Annotated in this window: 22 protein-coding genes; 19 read left to right on the plus strand and 3 right to left on the minus strand. The window is 62.3% G+C overall.

From position 1 onward, the window contains the following. Positions 1-84: 84 nt before the first annotated feature. The 18 genes from PH256_RS03120 to PH256_RS03205 all read left to right on the plus strand — a co-directional run bounded on the left by PH256_RS03120 (position 85) and on the right by PH256_RS03205 (position 18,558). The gene (locus tag PH256_RS03120; protein WP_270912940.1) at positions 85-1,500 is read left to right on the plus strand and encodes a glycine--tRNA ligase; all 1,416 of its coding nucleotides are present in this window, start codon (positions 85-87) and stop codon (positions 1,498-1,500) included. A gap of 83 nt (positions 1,501-1,583) precedes the next feature. Next, positions 1,584-1,949, plus strand: coding sequence for a CidA/LrgA family protein (locus tag PH256_RS03125; RefSeq protein WP_270912941.1), 366 nt, complete (start codon positions 1,584-1,586; stop codon positions 1,947-1,949). Further along, positions 1,946-2,629, plus strand: a complete 684-nt coding sequence (locus tag PH256_RS03130) for an LrgB family protein (protein ID WP_242956129.1) — start codon at positions 1,946-1,948, stop codon at positions 2,627-2,629. Before PH256_RS03125 ends, PH256_RS03130 begins: the two co-directional genes overlap by 4 nt. 198 nt (positions 2,630-2,827) lie before the next feature. Continuing rightward, positions 2,828-4,066, plus strand: coding sequence for an aminopeptidase (locus PH256_RS03135; RefSeq protein ID WP_270912942.1), 1,239 nt, complete (start codon positions 2,828-2,830; stop codon positions 4,064-4,066). Positions 4,067-4,128: 62 nt separating this feature from the next. Beyond that, positions 4,129-5,280: an acyltransferase family protein gene (locus PH256_RS03140; protein WP_270912943.1), complete on the plus strand. Its 1,152-nt coding sequence runs from the start codon at positions 4,129-4,131 to the stop codon at positions 5,278-5,280. Positions 5,281-5,434: 154 nt separating this feature from the next. Then, the gene (rimP, locus tag PH256_RS03145) at positions 5,435-5,926 is read left to right on the plus strand and encodes a ribosome maturation factor RimP (RefSeq protein WP_087184072.1); all 492 of its coding nucleotides are present in this window, start codon (positions 5,435-5,437) and stop codon (positions 5,924-5,926) included. Positions 5,927-6,165: 239 nt separating this feature from the next. Next, complete coding sequence (gene nusA / locus PH256_RS03150) at positions 6,166-7,251, plus strand: transcription termination factor NusA (protein WP_270912944.1); 1,086 nt, start codon at positions 6,166-6,168, stop codon at positions 7,249-7,251. Between the two features lie 45 nt (positions 7,252-7,296). Then, positions 7,297-7,575 carry an RNase P modulator RnpM gene (rnpM, locus tag PH256_RS03155; RefSeq protein ID WP_058963858.1) on the plus strand — a complete coding sequence of 93 codons (279 nt, stop codon included), beginning with the start codon at positions 7,297-7,299 and terminating at the stop codon, positions 7,573-7,575. Positions 7,576-7,585: 10 nt separating this feature from the next. Next, a complete protein-coding gene (locus PH256_RS03160; protein ID WP_270912946.1) occupies positions 7,586-7,888 on the plus strand; it encodes a L7Ae/L30e/S12e/Gadd45 family ribosomal protein in 303 nt (100 codons plus the stop codon). Continuing rightward, complete coding sequence (infB, locus tag PH256_RS03165) at positions 7,885-10,200, plus strand: translation initiation factor IF-2 (protein ID WP_270912947.1); 2,316 nt, start codon at positions 7,885-7,887, stop codon at positions 10,198-10,200. Before PH256_RS03160 ends, infB begins: the two co-directional genes overlap by 4 nt. Before the next feature lie 88 nt (positions 10,201-10,288). Then, complete coding sequence (rbfA, locus tag PH256_RS03170) at positions 10,289-10,648, plus strand: 30S ribosome-binding factor RbfA (RefSeq protein WP_087184075.1); 360 nt, start codon at positions 10,289-10,291, stop codon at positions 10,646-10,648. 34 nt (positions 10,649-10,682) lie between these two features. Then, complete coding sequence (locus PH256_RS03175) at positions 10,683-11,660, plus strand: DHH family phosphoesterase (RefSeq protein WP_270912948.1); 978 nt, start codon at positions 10,683-10,685, stop codon at positions 11,658-11,660. Between the two features lie 4 nt (positions 11,661-11,664). Next, positions 11,665-12,540 carry a tRNA pseudouridine(55) synthase TruB gene (gene truB / locus PH256_RS03180; protein WP_270912949.1) on the plus strand — a complete coding sequence of 292 codons (876 nt, stop codon included), beginning with the start codon at positions 11,665-11,667 and terminating at the stop codon, positions 12,538-12,540. Positions 12,541-12,585: 45 nt separating this feature from the next. After that, positions 12,586-13,488, plus strand: a complete 903-nt coding sequence (gene ribF / locus PH256_RS03185; RefSeq protein ID WP_255396677.1) for a riboflavin biosynthesis protein RibF — start codon at positions 12,586-12,588, stop codon at positions 13,486-13,488. A gap of 15 nt (positions 13,489-13,503) precedes the next feature. Then, the gene (locus PH256_RS03190; protein ID WP_270912950.1) at positions 13,504-15,066 is read left to right on the plus strand and encodes a hypothetical protein; all 1,563 of its coding nucleotides are present in this window, start codon (positions 13,504-13,506) and stop codon (positions 15,064-15,066) included. 130 nt (positions 15,067-15,196) lie between these two features. Beyond that, entirely contained in the window at positions 15,197-15,454 is a 258-nt protein-coding gene (gene rpsO / locus PH256_RS03195) for a 30S ribosomal protein S15 (protein WP_058963852.1), read from the plus strand. A gap of 197 nt (positions 15,455-15,651) precedes the next feature. Then, a complete protein-coding gene (locus PH256_RS03200) occupies positions 15,652-17,790 on the plus strand; it encodes a polyribonucleotide nucleotidyltransferase (RefSeq protein WP_087184080.1) in 2,139 nt (712 codons plus the stop codon). A 114-nt stretch (positions 17,791-17,904) separates the two neighbouring features. Then, positions 17,905-18,558 carry a YczE/YyaS/YitT family protein gene (locus PH256_RS03205; protein ID WP_270912951.1) on the plus strand — a complete coding sequence of 218 codons (654 nt, stop codon included), beginning with the start codon at positions 17,905-17,907 and terminating at the stop codon, positions 18,556-18,558. Positions 18,559-18,616: 58 nt separating this feature from the next. On the opposite strand, the gene PH256_RS03210 is transcribed toward PH256_RS03205, so the two are convergent. The 3 genes from PH256_RS03210 to PH256_RS03220 form a co-directional block, all read right to left on the minus strand. Further along, positions 18,617-19,513, minus strand: a complete 897-nt coding sequence (locus PH256_RS03210) for a nucleotidyltransferase family protein (RefSeq protein WP_270913083.1) — start codon at positions 19,511-19,513, stop codon at positions 18,617-18,619. Between the two features lie 75 nt (positions 19,514-19,588). Continuing rightward, positions 19,589-20,608 carry a UDP-glucose 4-epimerase GalE gene (gene galE / locus PH256_RS03215; RefSeq protein WP_087184082.1) on the minus strand — a complete coding sequence of 340 codons (1,020 nt, stop codon included), beginning with the start codon at positions 20,606-20,608 and terminating at the stop codon, positions 19,589-19,591. 162 nt (positions 20,609-20,770) lie between these two features. Further along, positions 20,771-21,619: a helix-turn-helix transcriptional regulator gene (locus PH256_RS03220; protein WP_270912952.1), complete on the minus strand. Its 849-nt coding sequence runs from the start codon at positions 21,617-21,619 to the stop codon at positions 20,771-20,773. A gap of 394 nt (positions 21,620-22,013) precedes the next feature. Here PH256_RS03220 and PH256_RS03225 point away from each other — a divergent pair, with 394 nt between their 5' ends. Beyond that, entirely contained in the window at positions 22,014-23,060 is a 1,047-nt protein-coding gene (locus tag PH256_RS03225) for a GDSL-type esterase/lipase family protein (protein WP_270912953.1), read from the plus strand. Positions 23,061-23,089: the final 29 nt, after the last annotated feature.

Consider the following 23,089-nt stretch of genomic DNA (forward strand, 5'->3'; position numbering starts at 1 on the left):
TAGATATATTACGGGCAAAAACCCCCGGTCCGCGGGGGAAAAACAAGCGGCGGCGCAGCCAGCGTCGCGGTAAGGAGTATGAAGATGAAAAACAGCGAAAAGAATTTCGACACCATTGTGGCCCTGTGCAAGAACCGGGGCTTTGTGTACCCGGGCAGCGAGATCTACGGCGGCCTGGCCAACAGCTGGGACTACGGCCCCCTGGGCGTTGAGTTCAAGAACAACGTGAAGAAGGCATGGCTGAAAAAGTTCGTGCAGGAGAACCGCCTGAACGTGGGCCTGGACGCCGCCATCATCATGAACCCCCAGACCTGGGTCACCACCGGCCACGTGGCTGGCTTCTCCGACCCCCTGCTGGACTGCAAGAGCTGCAAGGCCCGCCACCGTGCCGACAAGCTGATCGGCGACGTGCACCCCGAGGTGAACGTGGACGCCATGAGCTTCGAGGAGATGGACGCCTTCATCAACGAGCATGAGGATGTGGTCTGCCCCGTCTGCGGCAAGCACGACTTCACCCCCATCCGCAAGTTCAACCTGATGTTCAAGACCGCCATCGGCGTGACCGAGGACTCCTCCAGCACCTGCTACCTGCGTCCCGAGACCGCCCAGGGCATCTTCGTGAACTTTGCCAACATCCAGCGCACCACCCGCCGCAAGCTGCCCTTCGGCGTTTGCCAGGTGGGTAAGGCCTTCCGCAACGAGATCACTCCCGGCAACTTTACCTTCCGTACCCGCGAGTTCGAGCAGATGGAGTGCGAGTTCTTCTGCAAGCCGGACACCGATCTGGAGTGGTTCGCCTACTGGAAGGACTTCTGCAAGAACTGGCTGCTGAGCCTGGGCATCAAGGAGGAGAACCTGCGCCTGCGTGACCACGAGCCCGCCGAGCTGGCATTCTACTCCCGCGCCACCACCGACATCGAGTACGCCTTCCCGTTCACCGACTGGGGCGAGCTGTGGGGCATTGCCGACCGTACCAACTACGACCTGGGCCGCCATCAGGAGGCCAGCGGCAAGAGCCTGGAGTACTTCGACCCCGACACCAACGAGCACTACATCCCCTACGTGATCGAGCCCTCCCTGGGCGCCGACCGCGTGGCCCTGGCCTTCCTGTGTGAGGCTTACGATGAGGAAGTGCTCACCGATGACAAGGGCAAGGAGGACAAGCGCGTGGTTCTGCGCCTGCATCCCGCCCTGGCTCCCTACAAGGCCGCTGTGCTGCCCCTGTCCAAGAAGCTGGGCGAGCAGGCCATGCCCATCTGGCAGGAGCTGAGCAAGTACTTCATGGTGGACTACGACGAGACCGGCTCCATCGGCAAGCGCTACCGCCGCCAGGACGAGATCGGCACCCCGCTGTGCATCACCGTGGACTTCGCCACCTTCGGCAGCGACACCGAGGAAGGCGACGGCTGCGTGACCATCCGTGACCGCGATACCATGGAGCAGGTGCGCCTGCCCATCAGCGAGGTCAAGGACTACATCGAGAAGAAGATCCAGTTCTGATCCAACCCACCCCGATCCCTCCGCGCAGCCGGAGGGATCGTTTTATTGGCGGCATACAGCCGCCGGAAAGGAGGCCCGGGCCGGTGCCGCTGATCAAGCAGATATTCGTGGTGTTCTTCATTTGTTTGCTGGGGAACTTTTTGAGCGAGTGTATCCCACTGCCCATCCCCAACAGTATCATGGCGATGGTGCTGATGCTTGTCCTGCTGGCGCTGCGCTGGCTTCGGGCGGACTCCATCCGCCAGGTGGTGGACTTCCTGCAGAAAAACATGGTGTTCTTTTTCATTCCGTCCGGCGTGTCGCTGCTGGAGCACTATGAGCTCCTGCGGGACAATCTGGCAGCCATCCTGGTGATCTGTGTGGTCTCCATGCTGGCCACCTACGGGGCGGCCGCCGGTGTGGTGTGGCTGGTGCTTCGAATCATGAAAAAAGGCGGTGAGACCCAATGATGCAGGCTTTGTGTGACAATATGCTGTTCGGCATCGTGCTGTGTACCGGCACCTATCTGATCGGCCAGTGGTGCCAGCTCAAATGCAAGGGCAGCCCCTGGGTCAACCCGGTGCTCATCGCCATGGTGCTGAGTGTGCTGGCTCTGCTGGTGTTCGACATTCCCATGGAATACTTTACCCAGGGCGGCGACGTGGTGAGCATGCTGCTGCTGCCTGCCACCGCCATGCTGGCCATTCCCATCTACAACCAGCGCAAGGTGCTCAAGGAGAATTTCTGGCCGGTGGTGCTGGGCTGTCTGGCGGGCTGCATCGCCAATGCAGTCACGGTGACACTGCTGTGCAAGGCCTTCCGGCTGGACGAGCTGCTCACCAAAAGCCTGCTGCCCAAAAGCGTCACCGCGCCCATCGCCATGGCGGTGAGCGAGCAGATCGGCGGGGTGCCCGCCATCACGGTGGCGGCGGTGATCTTCACCGGCACCCTGGGCACCGTGATCGCCCCGGCACTGGTCAAGGTTACCCGGCTGAAAAATCCCACCCAGATCGGGGTGGCGCTGGGGTCCTGCAGCCATGTGGGCGGAACCAGCGCGGCCATCGAGATGGGCGAGATCCAGGGCGCCATGAGCAGCGTGGCCATCGGCGTGTCCGGTATCCTCACAGTGCTGATCGCCTTCTTCTGGTGAATCCGAGGGCGGGGCTTTTAAAGCCCCGCCTTTTTCGTTATAATAAATGCAGCACCGCACAATTCACGCCTTACGGCTCAGGCGCCGCATCGCGCCAAAATTTTCCGGCGCGCTCCACCACCTGGAATTATGCGGTGTTGCCTAAAGGCAATGACGCTTTAGCAAAGCAAAAATGAAGAAAAGCGAGGGAACCGATCAATGAATCAGGAACTGCTGAACAAATATGCCGCCTTCACCGTGCAGGTGGGCGTGAACGTGCAGAAGGGCCAGACCCTTATCATCCGCTGCCCGGTGGAGGGCGCTTACTTCGGCCGCGCCTGCATGGAGGCTGCCTACAAGGCCGGCGCCCGGGACGTGGTCATCCGCTGGGAGGATGAAAAGGCCGCCCGCATCCGCATGGAGCTGGGCGAGGAGGAAGCCCTGAGCGAAACCAAGCCCTACGAGCTGCGCAGCTATCTGGACTACGCCGAGAGCGAGGGCGGCTGCTGCCTGCTGGCCATCCATGCCTCTGACCCGGAAATCTTCAAGGGCCTGGACACCGCCAAGATCAACCGGGTGAGCCTGGCCAAGCAGGAGGCCATGAAGTCCTGGCGGGAATACACCATGAAGGACCGGGTGCAGTGGTGCGTGGTGGCCATCCCCACTCCCGCATGGGCTGCTTCCGTGTTCCCGGGCCTTGCCGAGGACGAGGCTCAGGAGAAGCTGTGGAGCGCCATCTTCGACGTGTGCCGGGTCACCGGCGGGGACCCGGTGAGCGCCTGGAAGGAGCATGTGGCCAAGACCAGTGCCTGCCGGGACAAGCTCAATGAGCTGCAGCTGGAGAGCATCCGCATGACCAGCGCCAACGGCACCGATCTGACCGTGGGCCTGGCCGAGGGCCACACCTGGGAGGGCGCCTGCAGCAAGGCCGAGAACGGCGCGGTCTTCATCGCCAACGTGCCCACCGAGGAGGTGTTCACCGCACCCCACCGGGAGCGGGTGAACGGCGTGGTCAAGGGCACCAAGCCCTACGTGTACAACGGCCAGCTGATCGAGGGCTTCTCGGTCACCTTCAAGGACGGCGTGGTGGTGGACTACTCCGCCGAGAAGAACGCCGAGCTGCTGGGCCAGCTGCTGGACAGCGACGAAGGCGCCCGCCGCATCGGCGAGATTGCTCTGGTGCCCGCCTCCAGCCCCATCAACCGCAGCGGCCTTTTGTTCTACAACACCCTGTTCGACGAGAACGCCGCCTGCCACATCGCCTTCGGTGCGGGCTACCCCACCACCGTGAAGGGCGGCGCGGCCATGACCACCGAAGAGCTGCTGGCCTGCGGCGTGAACGATTCCGCCATCCATGAGGATGTGATGGTGGGCGCGGAGGATATGACCATCACCGGCCTGACCAAGACAGGCGAGACTGTGACCATCTTTGAAAACGGCGAGTGGGCCATCGGCTGACACTTCTTCACACCACCGAGCGGAGTCTGTGGAAAACCCACCGCCCGCGGAAAGAGAGTATCATGAACGACCGGTATCTGCGCCCCGCCGGAGCGGACCTGTTCCGGGTGCTGGCGGTGGGCATGGTGGGCGCGTTCCACTTCTGGCAGCAAAGCTGGGTGAGCGCGCCCGGCCTGGATTTTCTCATGCGCAGCGGCGGCGCCTGGGTGGACGGTATGATTCTGCTGTCCGCCTTCTGCCTCTACCTGCCCTATGCCCACGCCTGGGCGCAGAAAAAGGCCTTCCCGGGCTGCCGGGGCTTCTGGCAGCGGCGGGCGATACGCATCCTGCCCTCCTACTATTTTGCGGTGCTGGCCAGCGCTCTGGTCTGGGCGGCGGGGCACCGGCCCGACCGGGATTTCTGGCTGGACGTGGGCAGCCATCTGCTGCTCATTCCCACCCTGGTGCCCCAGGGTTATGTGTACTGCCGCACCAACGGCGCGCTGTGGACCGTGGGCGTGCTGGTGCTGTTCTACCTGCTGTTTCCGCTGCTGGCCCGGGCCTTTTATGCCTGGCCGCTGCCGGTGCTGGCGGGGCTGTGCGCGGTTCAGGAGCTGTATGCCCGCTGCCGGGTGCTGCCCCTGCAGGGGGTGGATTACAGCATGCGCTTCAACCAGCTGCCCGCCTTTTTCGGGGTGATCGGGCTGGGCTTTGCCGCCGCTCAGGCGGTGGCCCTGCTGGCCCCCAGGCAGACAAAGCACAGGGAGGCTTTCTTTGCCCTGGCGGCGCTGGCGGGCCTTGGGGGTGCTGTGTGGGTGCTGCGCCGCATCGCCTACTGGCAGGACGGCCCCCACGGCCAGCTGGTCTGGCGGCTGCCGCTGGCGCTCTGCTTCGCGGTCTGCCTGTTGGGGCTCTGCCTGGGACCGCAGCTGCCCGGCGCAAGGCTCTGGGCGCTGTTCGGCGGGCTGAGCTACAATTTTTACATCTGGCACCAGTGGCTGGCGGTGCGCATCAAGTACGACCTGCGCATCCCACCCTGGCAGGGCGACACCCCGCCCAACCAGCTGGGGGATACCGGGTGGATGCACACCTATCTGGCCCTGGTCTGGGCAGTGGGTCTGACCGCGGCGGTGCTGGCTACCTACGGGCTGGAAAAGCCCGCTGCCCGCTGGCTGCGGGCCCGGCTGGGCACGGGCCGAAGCAGGCGGGCGGAGAGCTGTACCACAGCGGTTTGAGCCGCCCGGTCGGGAAACTTTCCCGGCGGGGCTTGCAAAGGCCGACGGAATATGGTATAGTTGATACCGTAAGAATAACGTTTGAATGGAGAGTGGGCCGCAAGGCCCGCTCTTCTTGCTTGTTTGGGCAAAATATGTGTTGGGAGGTTCGAAGATGGCAAAAGCAAAAGGCGGCCAGAACACGGTGCAGCAGGTGGAAGCCCTGGTGCGCCCGGTGATCGAGGGCATGGGCCTGATTCTGTGGGACGTGCGCTTTGAAAAGGAAGGGCCGGACTGGTACCTGCGGGTGCTGATCGATCCCGCCGGTGAGGGTCCGCTGGACATGAACACCTGCGAGGCGGCCAGCCGGGCCATCGACCCGGTGATCGAAGAGGCCGACCCCATCGACCAGGCCTACTTCCTGGAGGTCGGTTCCCCCGGCCTGGGCCGCCGTCTCACCCGGCCCGAACACTTTGCCCGTTACCAGGGCCAGAAGATCGCCGCCCGTCTCATCCGGCCGGACGAGAACGGCAACCGGGAGATCGCGGGCCTGCTGCAGGGCATTGACGGCCAGACCGTAACCGTGGAGACCGAAAACGGCCCGGCCGCCTTCGAGCTGGCTGCCGCCAGCTTCGTGAAGCTCTGCGACGACGAGGACCTGTTCTAAGGCGACACCGCACAATTCCAGGTGGTGGAGCGCGCCGGAAAATTTTTTGTGATATGAACCAAAAATCACAGCCAATCCTTGGTGGCTTGGCGAGCATTTTTGGAAAATAGCACGGAAAATTTTGGCGTGATACGCCGCCTGAGCTGTGGGGCGTGAATTATGCGGTGTAGCCTCATCTTTCTATATAGAATACTTGATAGGATAGTTGTAGCCAGACAAATTGGAGGAGATCGAAAAAAATGAACGCAGAATTTTTTGAAGCGCTGACCATGCTGGAAAAAGAGCGTGGCCTGACCGCCGAGTACCTGATCGAGAAGATCAAGGCCGCCATCGTGATCGCTGTGAAGAAGGATTACGAGGTGGAGGACGAGAACGTGCTGGTGGAGATCGACAGCGTAAACGGCAAGTTCAACGTGTCCCTGGTGCGCGACATCGTGGAAGAGGTGGAGAACCCCCACACCCAGCTCACCCTGGAGGAGGCCCAGGCCATCCGCAAGACCTACAAGATGGGCCAGCGCGTGGTGACCCCCCTGAAGACCAAGGACTTCGGCCGCATCGCCGCTCAGACCGCCAAGCACGTGATCCGTCAGGGCATCCGTGAGGCCGAGCGCAACCAGCTGTTCAACGACATGCAGGGCAAGGCCCACGAGATCGTTACCGCCCGCGTCACCCGTGTGGACCCCGACCGGGGCCTGGTGGCTCTGGACATGGGCAAGGGCGAGGCCATTCTGCCCCGCTCCGAGCAGGTGCCCGGCGAGGAGTTCTTCGAGGGCCAGCACGTGCAGGTCTACGTGAAGGACGTTGTGGTCACCGAGCGCGGCCCCCGCGTTATCATCAGCCGCACCAGCGAGCAGCTGGTCAAGCGCATGTTCGAGATGGAAGTGCCCGAGATTTTCGACGGCACCGTGGAGATCCGCGCCATCAGCCGTGAGGCCGGCGTGCGCACCAAGATGGCCGTCTGGAGCAAGGACGAGAACATCGACCCCGTGGGCGCCTGCATCGGTGCACACGGCGCCCGCGTGGGCAAGATCGTGGAGGAGCTGCACGGCGAGAAGATCGACGTGGTGCGCTGGAGCGAGGATGTGAGCGAGTTCATCAGCGCCGCCCTGAGCCCCGCCAAGGTGGTCAAGGTGGAGATCCTGGAAGGCGACAAGAAGGCCTGCCGCGTCACCGTGCCCGACCATCAGCTGAGCCTGGCCATCGGCAACAAGGGCCAGAACGCCCGTCTGTGCGCCCGCCTGACCGGCTACAATATCGATATCCGCCCCGAGAGCGGCTACTACGGCGAGGAAGAGGAGCAGCCCGCTGCTTCCAGCGAGGAATAAGCCCCTTCGCCCAAAACCATCAACAGAAAGGAGCGTCCCACCGCGATGCAACAACGTAAGATCCCGCTGCGCCATTGCCTTGGCTGCAACGAGTCCAAACCGAAAAAGGAGCTGGTGCGCGTCGTGCGCAGCCCGGAAGGGGAGATCTCACTGGATCTTGTGGGCAAAAAGCCCGGCCGGGGCGCTTACCTTTGCCCCAGCGCCCAATGCCTGGCCAAGGCCCGCAAGGCCAAGCGCCTGGAGCGCGCGCTGGATACTCAAATTCCGCCCGAGGTATACGAAAGCATCGAGCGCGAAATAGAAGGAGCCGAGCGTGGAGAATAAACAAAAACTGTTGTCGGCTGTTTCCCTGTGCCGCAAGGCCGGCAAGCTGGTCATGGGCTTCGACGCCGTGCGTGAGAGCGTGATGAGCGGCAAGGCCTGGCTGGTGCTGCTGGCCGCCGACGTGAGCGACGGCACCGCGAAGCGGATGGCCCGCACCTGCGAGGACATCACCGAGTGCCGCCGGATGCCCCTGACCCAGCTGGAGCTGTGCGGCATAAGCTACAAGAAAGTGGGCGTGTACAGCGTGCTGGATGAAAACCTGGCCAATCTGTGCAGCCAGTACCTGGCGGATGAAAAGGAGGAAAACGAATGATCATTAAATATAAAGTGAGCGATGTGGCGAAGGACCTGAACGTTCCCGCCAAGCAGATCGTGGACCTGCTGGCCCAGAAGGGCGGCGAGGTCAAGAAGACCGGCGCCAACCTGACCGAGGAGGAAGTGAACCTGGTGTTCGAGCATTTCACCCAGGCCAATTCCGAGTCCAGCCTGGATGCCTACCTGGACAGCGCACCCAAGCCCCAGCCCAAGGCCAGTGAGGTGCTGAAGAAAGCCGACGGCACCGTGGTCGAGATGAACACGAGCAAGAAGAAGGCCGACAAGAAGAAGGCCGAAGCCAAGCCCGAGCCCGTGAAGCGCGAGGTTGTGACCAAGGTTGTGGACACCCGCACCGTGGATGTGAACCTGGACCGCTTCAACGAGAAGTTCGACGAGCTGGCTTCCACCAAGAACGTGGAGAACCGCCGCAAGCCCCAGCCCGCCGGCAACAAGCAGAAGTTCGCCAACAACCGGAACAAGAAGGGCCAGAACTTCCAGAAGCGCCGCGAGACCGAGGCCGAGCGCCTGCAGCGCATCCAGCTGGAGAAGGCCCGCAAGGCCCAGCTGAAGGTGCAGATCCCCGAGGAGATCACCGTGGGCGAGCTGGCTACCCGCCTGAAGCAGACCGCCGCCAACGTGATCAAAAAGCTGATGGGCCTGGGCGTCATGGCCAGCGTGAGCGAGGTCATCGACTTCGATACCGCCAGCCTGATCGCCGACGAGTTTGGCGCCAAGGTGGAAAAAGAGGTGCATGTGAGCATCGAGGAGCGCCTGTTCGAGCAGGACGAAGATCCGGAAGAGAGCCTGCAGGAGCGTCCCCCTGTTGTGGTTGTCATGGGTCACGTTGACCACGGCAAGACCAGCATTCTGGACGCCATCCGCAAGAGCCATGTGACCGCAGGCGAGGCCGGCGGCATCACCCAGCACATCGGTGCTTACCAGGTTGTGGCGGACGGCAAGGTCATCACCTTCCTGGACACCCCCGGCCACGAGGCCTTCACCAGCATGCGTGCCCGCGGCGCCAACCTGACCGACATCGCGGTTCTGGTGGTTGCCGCCGACGACGGCATCATGCCCCAGACCGTTGAGTCCATCAACCACGCCAAGGCCGCCGGTGTTTCCATCATCGTGGCCATCAACAAGATGGATAAGCCCACCGCCAACCCCGACCGCGTGATGGAGCAGCTCACCCAGTACGAGCTGGTTCCCGAGCAGTGGGGCGGCGATGTGATCTGCGTGCCCGTGTCCGCTCTGACCGGTGCCGGTATACACGACCTGCTGGAGAACATCAACCTGGTGGCCGAGGTCAAGGAGCTGAAGGCCAACCCCGACCGCCGTGCCAAGGGCGCCGTCATCGAGGCCCGTCTGGACAAGGGCCAGGGCCCCGTTGCCACCATCCTGGTGCAGAAGGGCACCCTGCATAAGGGCGACTGCGTGATCGCCGGCACCGCTGTGGGCCGCGTGCGCACCATGAAGAACGACAAGGGCCAGTTCATCGAGGAAGCCGGTCCCTCCACCCCCGTGGAGATCACCGGTCTGACCGAGGTTCCCAGCGCGGGCGACCTGTTCGACGCCGTGGCCGACGAGAAGCTGGCTCGCGAGCTGGCCGACAAGCGCGCCGCCGAGGAGAAGGAGCGCCAGTTCAGCAGCTACCAGAAGGTCACCCTGGATAACCTGTTCAGCCAGATCGCCGAGGGCGAGCGCAAGCAGCTGGACATCATCGTCAAGGCGGACGTACAGGGCAGCGCCGAGGCCGTGAAGCAGAGCCTGGAGAAGATCTCCAACGACGAGGTCCGGGTCAAGGTCATCCACGCGGGCGTTGGCGCCATCAACAAGTCCGACGTTATGCTGGCCAACGCCGGCAACGCCATCATCATCGGCTTCAACGTGCGCCCCGACCCCGTGGCCAAGGAGGAAGCCGCTCAGTGCGAAGTGGAGATGCGCATGTACCGCGTGATCTACGACGCCATCAACGACGTGACCGACGCCATGAAGGGCATGCTGGCTCCCAAGATCCGTGAAGTGGAGCAGGGCCGCCTGGAGGTTCGTCAGGTCTACAAGATCAGCAGCGTGGGCCTGGTGGCCGGCAGCTACGTGCAGGAGGGCAAGATCACCCGCTCCAGCAAGATCCGCGTGGTGCGTGACGGCATCGTCATCACCGAGGACGAGATCGCCAGCCTGCGCCGCTTCAAGGACGACGTGAAGGAAGTGGCCCAGGGCTACGAGTGCGGCGTTACTCTGGAGAAGTTTGCCGACATCAAGGAAGGCGACATCTTCGAGGCCTACATCCTGGAAGAGTACCGGGACTGATCGAACGCCCCAATAAAACCAACCGGCCGCCGCCCGAAGCCCTTTGACTTCGGGCGGCAGCCGCCCATAAGAACAAGGAGAAAGAGCTATGGCAAACCCGAAAAACCAGGGCCGCCTGGCCCAGGATATGAAGCGGGAAGTGATCGGCATTATCAGCCAGATGAAGGACCCCCGGCTGGAGGGCGGCCTGCTCACCGTTACCCGGCTGGACGTGACCCCCGATCTGGACGTGGCGAAGGTCTACGTGAGCGTGATGGGCAAGCCCGAGGGCACTGCCGAGGTGGTCAAGGCCCTGAACAAGGCCAGCGGCCACGTGCGCACCGAGATTTCCCGCCGCATGCACATCCGTAAGGCGCCCCGCTTTGTGTTCGCCCAGGATGACGGCGCCGCCTATGCTGCTCACATCAACGAGCTGCTGGCGGGGCTGAACAAGAACCGGGAGGAGTAATTCCGCCCGGATATCGCAAGAAGAGGAGAACGTCATGAGTGAGATCTTAGACCTGCTGGCCGTCATCGGCCGCCTGCTTCGGGCGGAGAACGTGCTGATCCTGTGCCACAAAAACCCGGACGGCGACACCATCGGCAGCGCCGCTGCCCTGATGCACGCCCTCAAGCGGTTGGGCAAGGAAGCGGCGGTGCTGTGTGCAGATCCCATCCCCAGCCGCTATTCCTATATGGAGATCGAGCTGTTCCAGGGTCAGTTCGAGCCGGGCTATGTGGTGGCCGTGGACGTGGCCAGCATCCAGCTGTTCGGCGACGCGCTGCAGGAGTATCTGGACCGGATCGATCTGTGCATCGACCACCACGGCTCCAACAGCGGCTATGCGGACGCTTTGCTGCTGGACGCAGAGGCGGCTGCCACCTGCGAGATCATGTACGACATCATCTGCGCCATGAATGTGGAGATCAGCCCCTGCATCGCCCGGTGCCTGTACACCGGCCTGTCCACCGACACCGGCTGCTTTTTGTTTTCCAACACCACCGCCAAGAGCCACCTGCTGGCTGCCAAGCTGATGGAGGCCGGCGTGGACGTGGCGGAGCTGAACATGATTCTGTTCGAAAGCAAATCCAAGGCCCGCATGGCCATCGAGCGCACTGCGCTGGAGAACCTGGAGTATCACTTCGAGGACCGCTGCGCCCTGATGTCGCTCACCCGCGAGCAGATTGCGGCCAGCGGTGTGGCCGCCAACGAGCTGGAGGACCTGACCAGCCTGCCCCGCAAGATCGAGGGCGTGCAGGTGGGCATCACCCTGCGCCAGCTGCCCCAGGGCAGCTACAAAATCAGCGTGCGCACCACCGCCGAGGTGGACGCCTGCGCCATTGCCAAGCGGCTGGGCGGCGGCGGTCATTCCCGCGCCGCAGGCTGCGAGCTGGAGGGCAATCTGGACAACGCCAAGGCCGCGATCCTGGCCGAGGTGGAGCGGGAGCTGAAACGGGCGGATGCCCAGGAACAGGAGTAACCCCATGAATGGCATTTTGATCGTGGACAAACCCACCGGCTGGACCAGCTTCGACGTGATCGCCAAGCTGCGGGGCATTTTAGGCACCCGCAAGCTGGGCCATTCCGGTACGCTGGACCCCATGGCCACCGGCGTGCTGCCGGTGTTCGCCGGTGGTGCGTCCAAGGCGGTGGATATGCAGCCGGACCACACCAAGGCCTACCGGGCCCTGGTCCGCTTCGGCCTGGCCACCGACACCGGCGATGTGACCGGCACCGTGCTGCGCAGTGAGCAGACGGCCGTCACCGAAGAGCAGCTGAAGGCGGTTCTGCCCCGGTTTACCGGCGATATCATGCAGACCCCGCCCATGTACTCGGCGGTGAAGGTGAACGGCTCGCCGCTCTACAAGCTGGCCCGGCAGGGCGTGACCGTGGAGCGGAAGGCCCGCCCGGTGACCATCCACCGGCTGGAAGTGACCGGCCGGGAGGGCGAACAGGACTTCGTGCTGGAGGTGGACTGCAGCAAGGGCACCTATGTGCGCACCCTGGTGGAGGACCTGGGTGAGGCGCTGGGTGTGCCCGCCACTCTGGCGGGGCTGCGGCGCACCCGGGCCGGTGTGTTCGGCCTGGAGCACAGCCACACCATTGAGGAGATCCAGGCGGCAAAGAACGAAAACCGGCTGGAGGAGCTGCTGCTCCCGGTGGAGACCGTCTTCAACCACCTGCCCGCGCTCACCGTCTCGCCCGGCAACACCGCCCGCCTGTTGAACGGCGCGCCCTGTTACCGGATCAAGGCGGAGAACGGTGTCTACCGGCTGCAGGGGCCCGAGGGCTTTCTGGGCCTGGGCCGGGTGGAGGATTCCATCTTGAAAACTGAAAAATTATTTGTGGAAAGGACGTGAACCGCCCTGAAGGTTTATACAACATTACAGGCGCTGGAAGCGGACCTGACCGTCAGCCGGGGGTGCAGCGTCGCCCTCGGCTTTTTTGACGGCGTTCACCTGGGTCACCAGGCGGTGATCCGGGCCGCTGCCACCGACGCGGCAGAGAATGGCCGGTCGGCGGCGGTGTTCACCTTCCAGCTGCCGCTGAGCAGCACCATGAAGGGCGGCCGCCTGCAGGACGAGGCCGAAAAGCACCGGGTCATGGAGAGCCTGGGCGTGGAGCACTATATGGAGCCCCCCTTCGAGGACGTGTGCGGTCTGAGCCCGGAGGAATTCGTGGACCAGATTCTGCACCGGGGCTTCAAGGCCAGGGCCGTGTTCTGCGGCGACAACTTCACCTTCGGCAAAAAGGCCGCGGGCAATGTGGAGATGCTGCGCCAGCTGTGCGCGCCGCTGGGCATCCGGGTGCAGGTGGTGCCCATGACCCAGTACCAGGGTGCACCGGTCAGCTCCACCCGCATCCGGGCGGCGCTGGCGGCAGGGGATATCCCGGCGGTGAATGCTATGCTGGGCCGCCCCTACCGCATCGGCTTTGCGGTGCGCCACGGCAAGGGCCTGGGCCGTACCCTGGGCTTCCCCACCATTAACCAGATCTACCCGGAGGGCTTCGCCCAGCCGAAATACGGCATCTACATCACCCGGGTGAAGGTGAACGGGCAGTGGTATGCGGGGGCCACCGGCTTCGGCACCCGGCCCACCGTGAACACCACCGGCGAGGGGGCCACCTGCGAGACCTTTATCCCGGATTTTTCCGGTCAGCTGTATGGCGAGGAGCCGGAGCTGGAATTCTATGAGTACATCGCCCCCAGCCAAAAATTCGACACCCTGGAGGAGCTCACCGCCTGCGTGAACGGCGCGGCGGCAAAGGCCAAAGAATACTTCGCCCGGCATCCCATGGACGAGTAAAAAGGGGAGAGCGCAGTGGAAAAATATCGGGACCTGTTCTGCCGGCTGTGCTGCGGCGCGGCCATGTTTTTGTGCGCGGTGGCGCTGCTGGGCCTGACCAAGTGGGGCCTGTCCTACATCTCCTTCATGGGGGAGGATGAGCTGGTCGGTTTTTATGAGATTTCCCTCACCGACCGGCTGTGGGGCGTGGCGGCCATTGTGGCGGCCGCGGCCGCGCTGGGCTGGCTTGCGCGCGGAGAGCGCGTGATGCGGGTCATCACGGCGGCGGGGGTCTGCCTCACCGCGGGGCAGGCGCTGTTCTGGCTGTGGTGTACCAAGGCGAAGCCCTTTGCGGACTCGCTGTTCTGCCTGCAGGCGGCACAGGGCGCCGTGCAGGGGGACTGGTCCGCCTTCCAGCAGGGCGGCTACATGTACCGCTATCCCTTCCAGAGCGGCCTGGTGGCCCTGGAGGAGGCGGTGCTGCGGCTGGCCGGCAGCTGGGACGCGGCTCTGATCTGGCTGCGGTGGATCAATTTTCTGGCGCTGATGCTGCTGGCCGTTTCGGTCTGCCGCATCGCCTTCCATCTGTTCGGGCCAAAGGCCCAGATGGTGGCCAGCGTGCTGCTGGCCTGCAGCGTGCCGGTGGCCCGCTATGTGTTCTTTTTGTACGGGAATCTGTTGTCCACCGCACTGGGGGTTGCCGCCGTGTGGGCGGCGCTGTGCTGGCTGGACACGCGAAAGCACCGGTTCGGCCTTGCCTCGGCAGGTCTGCTGGCGGCGGCCATGACCATCAAGAGCACGGTGCTTATTATGCTGGTGGCCATCGCCATCGTGGCGGTGCTGGACAGCATCCGCACCGGCCGCTGGAGGCAGCTGCTGGCGGTGGCCGCGGCAGTGGTGTTCGCCTTTCTGCCCGGCAAGGGCCTGCAATACTGGTACAGTCTGCGCAGCGGGGTACCGGTGCAGCCCGGCACCGCCACCGTGGTGTGGCTGGTCATGGGGCTGGACAGCCGCCCCGAGCAGTACGAGTTCGCGCCGGGCTGGCACACCGCCGACAAGCGCAGTGAAAAGGCCTACGAAAACGCGGGCTTTGACTACGAGCGCATGAAGCAGGAGCAGACCCAGGAGCTGAAGGAGCAGCTGCGCTACTGGGTGAACAACCCCTCCCAGGCCAAGACCTTCCTGCGGCAGAAGACCGTGAGCCAGTGGCTGGACCCGGGCTTCGGCAGCTGGCTGTACCTGCGGCGCAACACCGAGCCGGTGCACGCGCAGGACTACCAGGAGCAGCTGTTTGCCCAAGGCTGGAATGAGGGACTGAATCCCTTTTTGGGCTGCTTGCAGACGGCGGTCTATCTGCTGGGGCTGATCGGTGCGGCGCGCCTGATGCTGCGCCCCTCGCCCGCGTCCATTCTGCCCGCGCTGGTGTTCTTCGGCGGGGTGTTTTACCTCACCCTTTCCGAGGGCAAAAGCCAGTATGCGGTGAGCTTTTACCCCATGCTGCTGCCGGTGGCGGCGCTGGGAGCCGGGACGCTGCAGGCAGGCTGCGGCCTGCTGGCGGAGCGCATCAAAAAGATGCGCAGAGAGAAAACCTGCCCTTGATTTTTGCCGCCGTCTGTGTTATAGTTAATAGGCTACCATGGCCCAGTATGGGGTGTATGCTCTGCAACAGAGCGCCTCGATTGCCCCACACCTGGTCATTGGCAAATATTTAGAAAACGAGGTATTTACAATGGAAGCTAAGAAGACCATCATTGAGTCCGCTCGCGTTCACGAGACCGATACCGGTTCTCCCGAGGTGCAGGTTGCTCTGCTGACCGCTCGCATCAATCACCTGAACGAGCACCTGAAGAACAACACCCACGACCATCACAGCCGTCGTGGCCTGCTGAAGATGGTTGGCCGCCGCCGTAACCTGCTGGCCTACCTGAAGAAGAAGGACATCGAGCGTTATCGTGCCCTGATCACCAAGCTGGGCCTGCGTAAGTAATCACGCATCCAAAAGGCAGGCGGTTTTCAAACCGCCTGCCTTTCCCTGTATTTTTTTGCCAAAACAGAAATGCCGTGTGTGCATTAGCGGTAAATCGAGCGCTTTGACGATGGGCAGAACGCTGGATTTATTGCTAAAGCCACAGGGCCTTTCTGATGGAATATTCAAAACAATATCATCAATTAGGAGGTAACACTATGGCTTTGGAATTTGCATCCAAGCGTGAGGAATTCACCAATTTCAAGACCTTCGAGATGGAACTGGCCGGCCGTCCGCTGGTGGTTGAGACCGGCAAGATGTGCGGTCTGTCCAACGGCAGCTGCCTGGTGCGCTACGGCGAGACCGTTGTGCTGTGCAACGTGACCATGAGCGAGAAGCCCCGCGACGGCATCGACTTCTTCCCCCTGAGCGTGGACTTTGAGGAGAAGCTGTACGCTGTGGGCCGCATCCCCGGCAGCTTCATGCGCCGTGAGGGCCGCCCCGGTGAGAAGGCCATCCTGACCAGCCGCGTGGTGGACCGTCCCATCCGTCCTCTGTTCCCCAAGACCATGCGCAACGACGTGTGCGTGACCATGACCGTGATGAGCGTGGACCAGGACTGCAGCCCCGAGATCACCGGCATGATCGGTACTTCCATCGCGCTGTCCATCTCCGACATTCCCTGGGCGGGCCCCATCGGCGGCGTGTTCATGGGTCTGGTGGACGGCAAGCTGGTGGTTAACCCCACCCTGGAGCAGCGTGAGGTCAGCGACCTGCAGCTGACCGTTGCCGCCACCGAGAAGAAGATCGTTATGATCGAGGCCGGCGCCAACGAGGTGGACGAGGTCACCATGCTGAACGCCATCAAGGCCGCTCACGTGGAGATCAAGAAGATCATCGAGTTCATCAACGGCATCGTTGCTCAGATCGGCAAGCCCAAGAAGGAATTCCAGGACATGGATCTGGACCACGATCTGTTCGAGGAAGTAAAGGCCGAGTTCCTGGACGACTTCAAGGCTGCCATGGACACCGACGACAAGAACATCCGCGACGCTCGCCTGCTGCCCATCCGCGAGAAGCTGGAGGCCAAGTACGCCGAGCAGTGGGGCGACGGCACCATCGAAGAGCTGATGTACAAGATGCAGAAGTTCGTGGTGCGCCGCTGGCTGCTGGATGAGGGCAAGCGCGTGGACGGCCGTGGCATCAACGAGATCCGTCCTCTGGCCGCCGAAGTCGGCCTGCTGCCCCGCGTGCACGGCAGCGGTATGTTCACCCGCGGCCAGACTCAGGTTCTGACCATCGCCACTCTGGGCTCCACCAAGGACAGCCAGCTGATGGATGACCTGGGCACCGAGCAGTACAAGCGCTACATGCACCACTACAACTTCCCGCCCTACTCTGTGGGCGAGGCCCGCGCACCCCGCAGCCCCGGCCGCCGTGAGATCGGCCACGGTGCTCTGGCGGAGCGTGCTCTGGTTCCCGTGCTGCCCAGCATGGAGGAGTTCCCCTACACCCTGCGTCTGGTGAGCGAGGTTCTGTCCTCCAACGGTTCCACCAGCCAGGCTTCCATCTGCGGCAGCACTCTGGCCCTGATGGACGCCGGTGTGCCCATCAAGGCTCCCGTTGCCGGTATCTCCTGCGGCCTGATCACCGAGGGTGACCGCTGGATGACCATGCTGGACATCCAGGGCGTTGAGGACTTCCACGGCGATATGGACTTCAAGGTGGGCGGTACCCACAAGGGCATCACCGCCATCCAGATGGACATCAAGATCGACGGCCTGACCTACGAGATCATCGAGGAAGCCTTCGAGAAGTGCCGCAAGGGCCGTCTGTTCATTCTGGACGAGATCATGCTGCCCGTCATCCCCGCGCCTCGTGCCCAGCTGAGCAAGTACGCTCCCAAGATGCTGAGCATGGTCATCCCCGTGGACAAGATCAAGGACGTGATCGGCAAGGGCGGTAAGGTCATCCAGGACATCTGCGCCAACTGCAACTGCAAGATCGACGTGGAGGAGGACGGCCATGTGTTCGTCTCCGCCATCGACATCGACGACGCCAACCGCGCCATCCACACCATCAAGACCATCGTGGAGGACCCCGAGGTGGGCGCCATCTACAAGGGCCGCGTGACCCGTCTGATGAACTTCGGCGCGTTTGTTGAGATTGCTCCCGGCAAGGAAGGCCTGGTGCACATCTCCAAGCTGGACTCCAAGCGTGTAGAGCGCGTGGAGGACGTTGTGGCCGTGGGCGACGAGCTGATCGTTATGGTCACCGAGATCGACCAGCAGGGCCGCATCAACCTGAGCCGCAAGGACGCTCTGGCTGCCATCGAGGCTAAGAAGGCCAAGGGCTAAGCCCTGAGCACCCTGTGCAAGGGACCTGAGACAAAACAAAAAAGCCCGCTCCGGCTGCTGCCGGAGCGGGCTTTTCCACTGTGAAAACAAGAAAACGGGGGAGGAGAGAGTTTTATGAAAACGGCACAAAAACACCTGCTGCGCCGCTATCTGCTGCTTTGCGCGGGACTGGTGATCATGGCCTTCGGCGTGGCCTTTTCCATTAAGGGAGGCCTGGGCACCTCGCCCATCTCCAGCCTGCCCTACGTGCTCAGCCTGTTTACGTCGTTCACCGTTGGCACCGCCACCATCGCCATGCACGTGACGCTGATCCTGCTGCAGATTCTGCTGCTGCGCCGCCAGTATGAACCCATTCAGCTGATCCAGCTGCCGGTGGCCCTGGTCTTCGGAACCCTTACCGACGGGGCGGTGTGGGCCATTCAGAATATCACGGTGCAAAGCTACGCCGCCCGCTGGCTGCTGTGCGCCGTGGGCATTCTGCTGGTGGGTGTCGGGGTGAGCTTTGAGGTCACCGCGGGCGTGGTCACACTGGCGGGTGAGGGTATGGTGCTGGCGGTATGCCGGGCCTTCGGAACCCCCTTTCCCAAAACCAAGGTGGGCTTTGACGTGACGCTGGTGCTCATCGCCAGCGTGCTGTCGCTGCTGTTCCTGCACCGGCTGGAGGGTGTGCGGGAGGGTACCGTGGCCGCCGCGATTCTGGTGGGAATGGTGGCAAAACAGGTGAACCGGCCCATGCAGCGCTTTTCCCGGCGCTTTCTGGAGTGCTGAGACAACAAAAAAACCGGAGAGCACACAGCTCTCCGGTTTTTTGCTATTCGGGAAAAGTTCAGCCCCACAGCGGGCTGGGATACAGCCCTGCGTCGGTCTTTTCGCCGATGGCGGCCACCACCAGAGGCTTGTCCTCCTGGTAGGTCACGCCATGCCAGCGGTCGGTGCTGTGCAGCACCTTCACCCGGGCCTTACCCTCTTCGATCAGGGCGCTCACCACGCTGGGCAGGTAGAATTCCGCCTTCAGTGGGTTCTCAGCCAGCGCCTTGTCCAGAAAAGCAGGGAAGCGCTCGCCAATCTCCTTCACGAAGCTGGGCCCGAAGCCCCACAGGTTCATGGAAACCACGCTCTCGCCGGAAATGGGGGTCCAGCTCTCGCCGCCGTCCTCAGAGAAGCGGATGCCCTCCGGGCAGGTCTCGATGCGGGTGCGCTCGGTCACGCTGTCCAGATAGCCCTCGGCATTGGTCACGCAGACGCCGCGAGAAACATAGCCGTTTTCGGTCACGGTATTTTTCAGCAGGTAACCGACCATACTGTACTCATACACGCCGCCATCCTCGTGGGTGGAAAGGTAGTCGTAGATCACCTGGAACGCCTCGGGACCGTAGTAGTCGTCGGCGTTAATCACCGCAAAGGGTGCGTCGATCACGTCCTCCGCGCTCAGAATGGCATGGCTGGTGCCCCAGGGCTTGGTACGTCCCTCGGGAACAGAATAGCCGGCGGGCAGCTTCTCCAGCTGCTGGTAGGCGTAGCGCACCTCCATGTGCGGGGCAAGACGGGCGCCGATGGTGGACTTGAAGGCCTCCTCGATCTCGTGCTTGATGATGAAGACCACGGTCTCGAACCCGGCCCGCTTTGCGTCAAACACCGAGTAATCCAGAATGGCTTCGCCGCAGCGGCCCACCGGGTCGATCTGCTTCAGACCGCCGTACCGGCTGCCCATACCGGCCGCCATGACCACCAGGATCGGTTTCTTCGCCAAGGAAAACAACTCCTTTTAATATACTTTTTGTAGAAAAATGGCTAGATATTAATCTTTGTAGCCGTTGGGGTTCATGCTCTGCCACTTCCAGCTGTCGGCGCACATGTCCTCGATGCCGTACTCGGCCACCCAGCCCAGCTCGTTCTTGGCCTTGGTGGGGTCAGCCCAGCACTCGGCAATGTCGCCGGGGCGGCGGGGATCAATCACATAGGGCAGGGTTTTGCCGCAGGCCTTCTCGTAAGCGTGGATCACGTCCAGCACGCTGTAGCCGTGGCCGGTGCCCAGGTTGCAGATGAACAGACCGGGCTTCTGCTCCAGCTTCTTGATGGCAGCCACATGGCCGCGGGCCAGGTCCACCACGTGGATGTAGTCACGCACGCCGGTGCCGTCCGGGGTGGGGTAGTCGTTGCCGAACACGTGCACCTTCTCCAGGCTGCCCACGGCCACCTTGGCGATGTAGGGCACCAGGTTGTTGGGAATGCCGTTGGGGTCCTCGCCGATCAGGCCGCTCTTGTGGGCGCCGATGGGGTTGAAGTAGCGCAGCAGGGCCACATTCAGCTCGGGGTCAGCGGTGCAGCAGTCGGTGAGCATGCGCTCGTTGAATACCTTGCTGGTGCCGTAGGGGTTGGTGGTGGCGCCCACGGGGAAGTCCTCGGTGATGGGCACAGTAGCAGGGTCGCCGTAAACGGTGGCGGAAGAGGAGAACACAATGTTGTGTACCCCGTGGCGGCGCATGGCGTCCAGCACCACCAGGGTGGTCTCCAGGTTGTTGGTGTAGTATTCGATGGGCTTGGAAACGCTCTCGCCCACGGCCTTGTAGGCGGCAAACTGGATCACGGAGTCAATGTCCGGATTCTGGGCAAACAGCGCCTCCACTGCCTCGGCGTCGGTCAGGTCCACTTCCACAAAACGGAAATCCTTGCCGGAAATCTGCTTGATGCGCTCCACGGCCTTGGGGCAGGAATTGTAGAAGTTATCGGCCACAACGATGTCGTAGCCGGCGGCCAGAAGTTCCACGCAGGTATGGCTGCCGATGTAGCCGGCGCCGCCGCATACCAAAATTGCCATTGAAAACACTCCCATTCTTTTCTCAATCTGTGTAATCGCGCCCGAAAAGCGCGAAACAAAAGGCCTTTGCCAGCGCATGGAACACGCAGGGGGCAAAGACCTTTGCTGACTAGTTTTAAGTTTACGATAAAAATTGTTGTTCGTCAATGAAGAATCATTGCATCATTCTGTCGGTTGGGTGCTCATGCTCAGGGCCTGGCGGCGGAATTCCGCGGGGGAGACCCCGGTGGCGCGCCGGAAGCTCTGGCTGAAATAGCTGGGGCTGGAAAAGCCTAGCTGGCGGCTGATCTGCTGCACCGGGATGCGGGTGGCAGCCAGCAGGCGCTTGCTTTCGCTGATGCGCCGCTCGATCAGGTAGCTGATGGGGCTGCAGCCCATTTCCCGGTTAAACACATGCACCAGATAATATTTGTTCAGCCCGGCATAGCGAGCCAGCTGGTCCAGAGTGATGGACTTGGCATAATGTTCGTCGATGTACTGGCGCACCCGGGCGCACTCCATGGCGCTTTTGCGGCTGGAGGAGGTGTTGTTCTGGGTGAGGGGGCAGATGCGGTTGATCTGCAGCATCAGAAGGGCGGTGAGCTGATGACAGGCGGGTTCAAAATAGTCCCGGCGGCTTTGCAGCTCCTGCAGGAACAGCCGCAGATACGGCTCCAGCAGGGCGGTTTCCCGGCCTGTCAGCTGAAGCCAGCCTGCACCCTGACCGCCCACACAGCAGGAGCAGCACAGATCCAGGCTCAGGGTGGAAAAGGGTTCACGCTCGGGCTGAATGCCATGGTGGGGGCACTGGGGATTCAGCACCAGCACATCGCCGATCTGAAGCTCCACCCGCTGGCCGTCCACTTCGATCCAGCCGCTGCCCTGCAGCACGTACAGCAGCTCGGTGAAAATATGGCTGTGAACATCGCAGTGAGGCGAAAGCGCACCGTGGTGGATGCTGGCGTGCAGCAGCTGGGCCGAGGGCAGCTGGCAGGGCTGCTTGGGCTCGATGTCGAAGTGATGAGTGATCATGGTCCAGGGTTCGCTCCTTCCCGCCAAAAGATGAAATTGCCCTCTTCCGGCCATAGCTGGGGACAGTCCATCAGTTTATCTTAAGTATGCAGGTTGAAAAAGTGTTCGTCAAGACCAAAAATGAAAAAATTTGGAAATTTTGGAGAAGATGGATAAAATATTAACAAAATGAAAAGCTTTTTCGTTTCACAGGCCGGAGCCCAAGAAAAGCGGTGAAAATCCCCCCGGTCTTATTGAACCCGAAACACGGGTGGGGTATAATAAAACACATACGCAGAAAACAATCGGCGCGGGTTGTGAAATGTTTTTGCGTGCAGCCGCGTTTTAAAGGTATAGTGAAAACGCTCCGGCGGCAAAATGCACGGGCCGGGGCAGGGAAAGGGGAAGGATAAGGATGCCTACATACCGGGAATTCAGAGAACAGGTCCGCCGCCGCAAGCGCAAACGGGCGCTGCGCCGGGCGCTGATCTTTGTTGTGGTGGTGGCCGTGGTACTGGCGGCAGCCTACGGTGCCATCCGGCTGTTTGGTCTGCCGGGTGCGGACAAGAGCCAGAGCACCGCACAAAGCGAGAGCACTGCACAGAGCACAAACCAGAGCCAGCCTGTGCCGGAAAGCGGGAGCACCTCCCAGAGTGAAAGCACGAGCCAGAGCCAGCCTGCCGCCAGCCTGGCTGCGCAGGGGGAAAACGCCGCGTGGGACACCATGCAGCCGCTGGAAAAAACGCTGGATCAAACGGTGAACTCGCCGGACTTCCGGCTGCTGGCCGTGCCGGAAAACGGCCAGGTGGACATGAAATACTTCGACCGCACCGCCATTCTGGGCGACAGTGTGAGCCAGGGCTGGAACGTGTTCGGAACTTCCGATATGAAAGAGCACGCCTTTGTGTGTGCGTATAAGAACATCGGCCCCAGCCAGGTGGTGAACAACGAGGTGGCGGACCCGGGCGACGGTTCGGGCCGGGAGCCGGAGGCAATTTTCGATACCATCATCAACAGCAATCCCAAGCGGCTGTATATTCTGCTGGGCACCAATGCGCTGGTGCGCAACGACGACGCGGCGGAGCAGTCGTATCTGGCCTATTACAGCCAGATGCTGGACAAATTCCGGGAGGCGCTGGGCAGTGAGGTTGCCATTTATGTGCAGTCGGTCACGCCGGTGCGTCCGGGGGTGAGCCAGCCGGGCCTTTACCGGGAGAGAATCCAGCGGGTGAACAACGAGCTGGCCAAGATGGCGGTGGAAAAGGGCTGCTACTTCATCAACCTGCACGACGTGCTGGCGGATGAAAACGGCGACCTGCGGGAGGATCTGGCCGCGGCGGACGGGGTACACCTGAACGAGAAGGCCTATCCGCTGCTGCGGGATTACCTGACCACCCATACGGTGTATAACCCGGAGAACCCCTATCTGGAGGGCAGCCCCTACTACAAGGCTGCCGAATAAACGCCGCCCTTTGAGCGGGGCGGGGATAC

This window comes from Allofournierella sp. CML151 (assembly GCF_027853465.1).
In the GTDB taxonomy this organism is placed as follows: domain Bacteria; phylum Bacillota; class Clostridia; order Oscillospirales; family Ruminococcaceae; genus Allofournierella.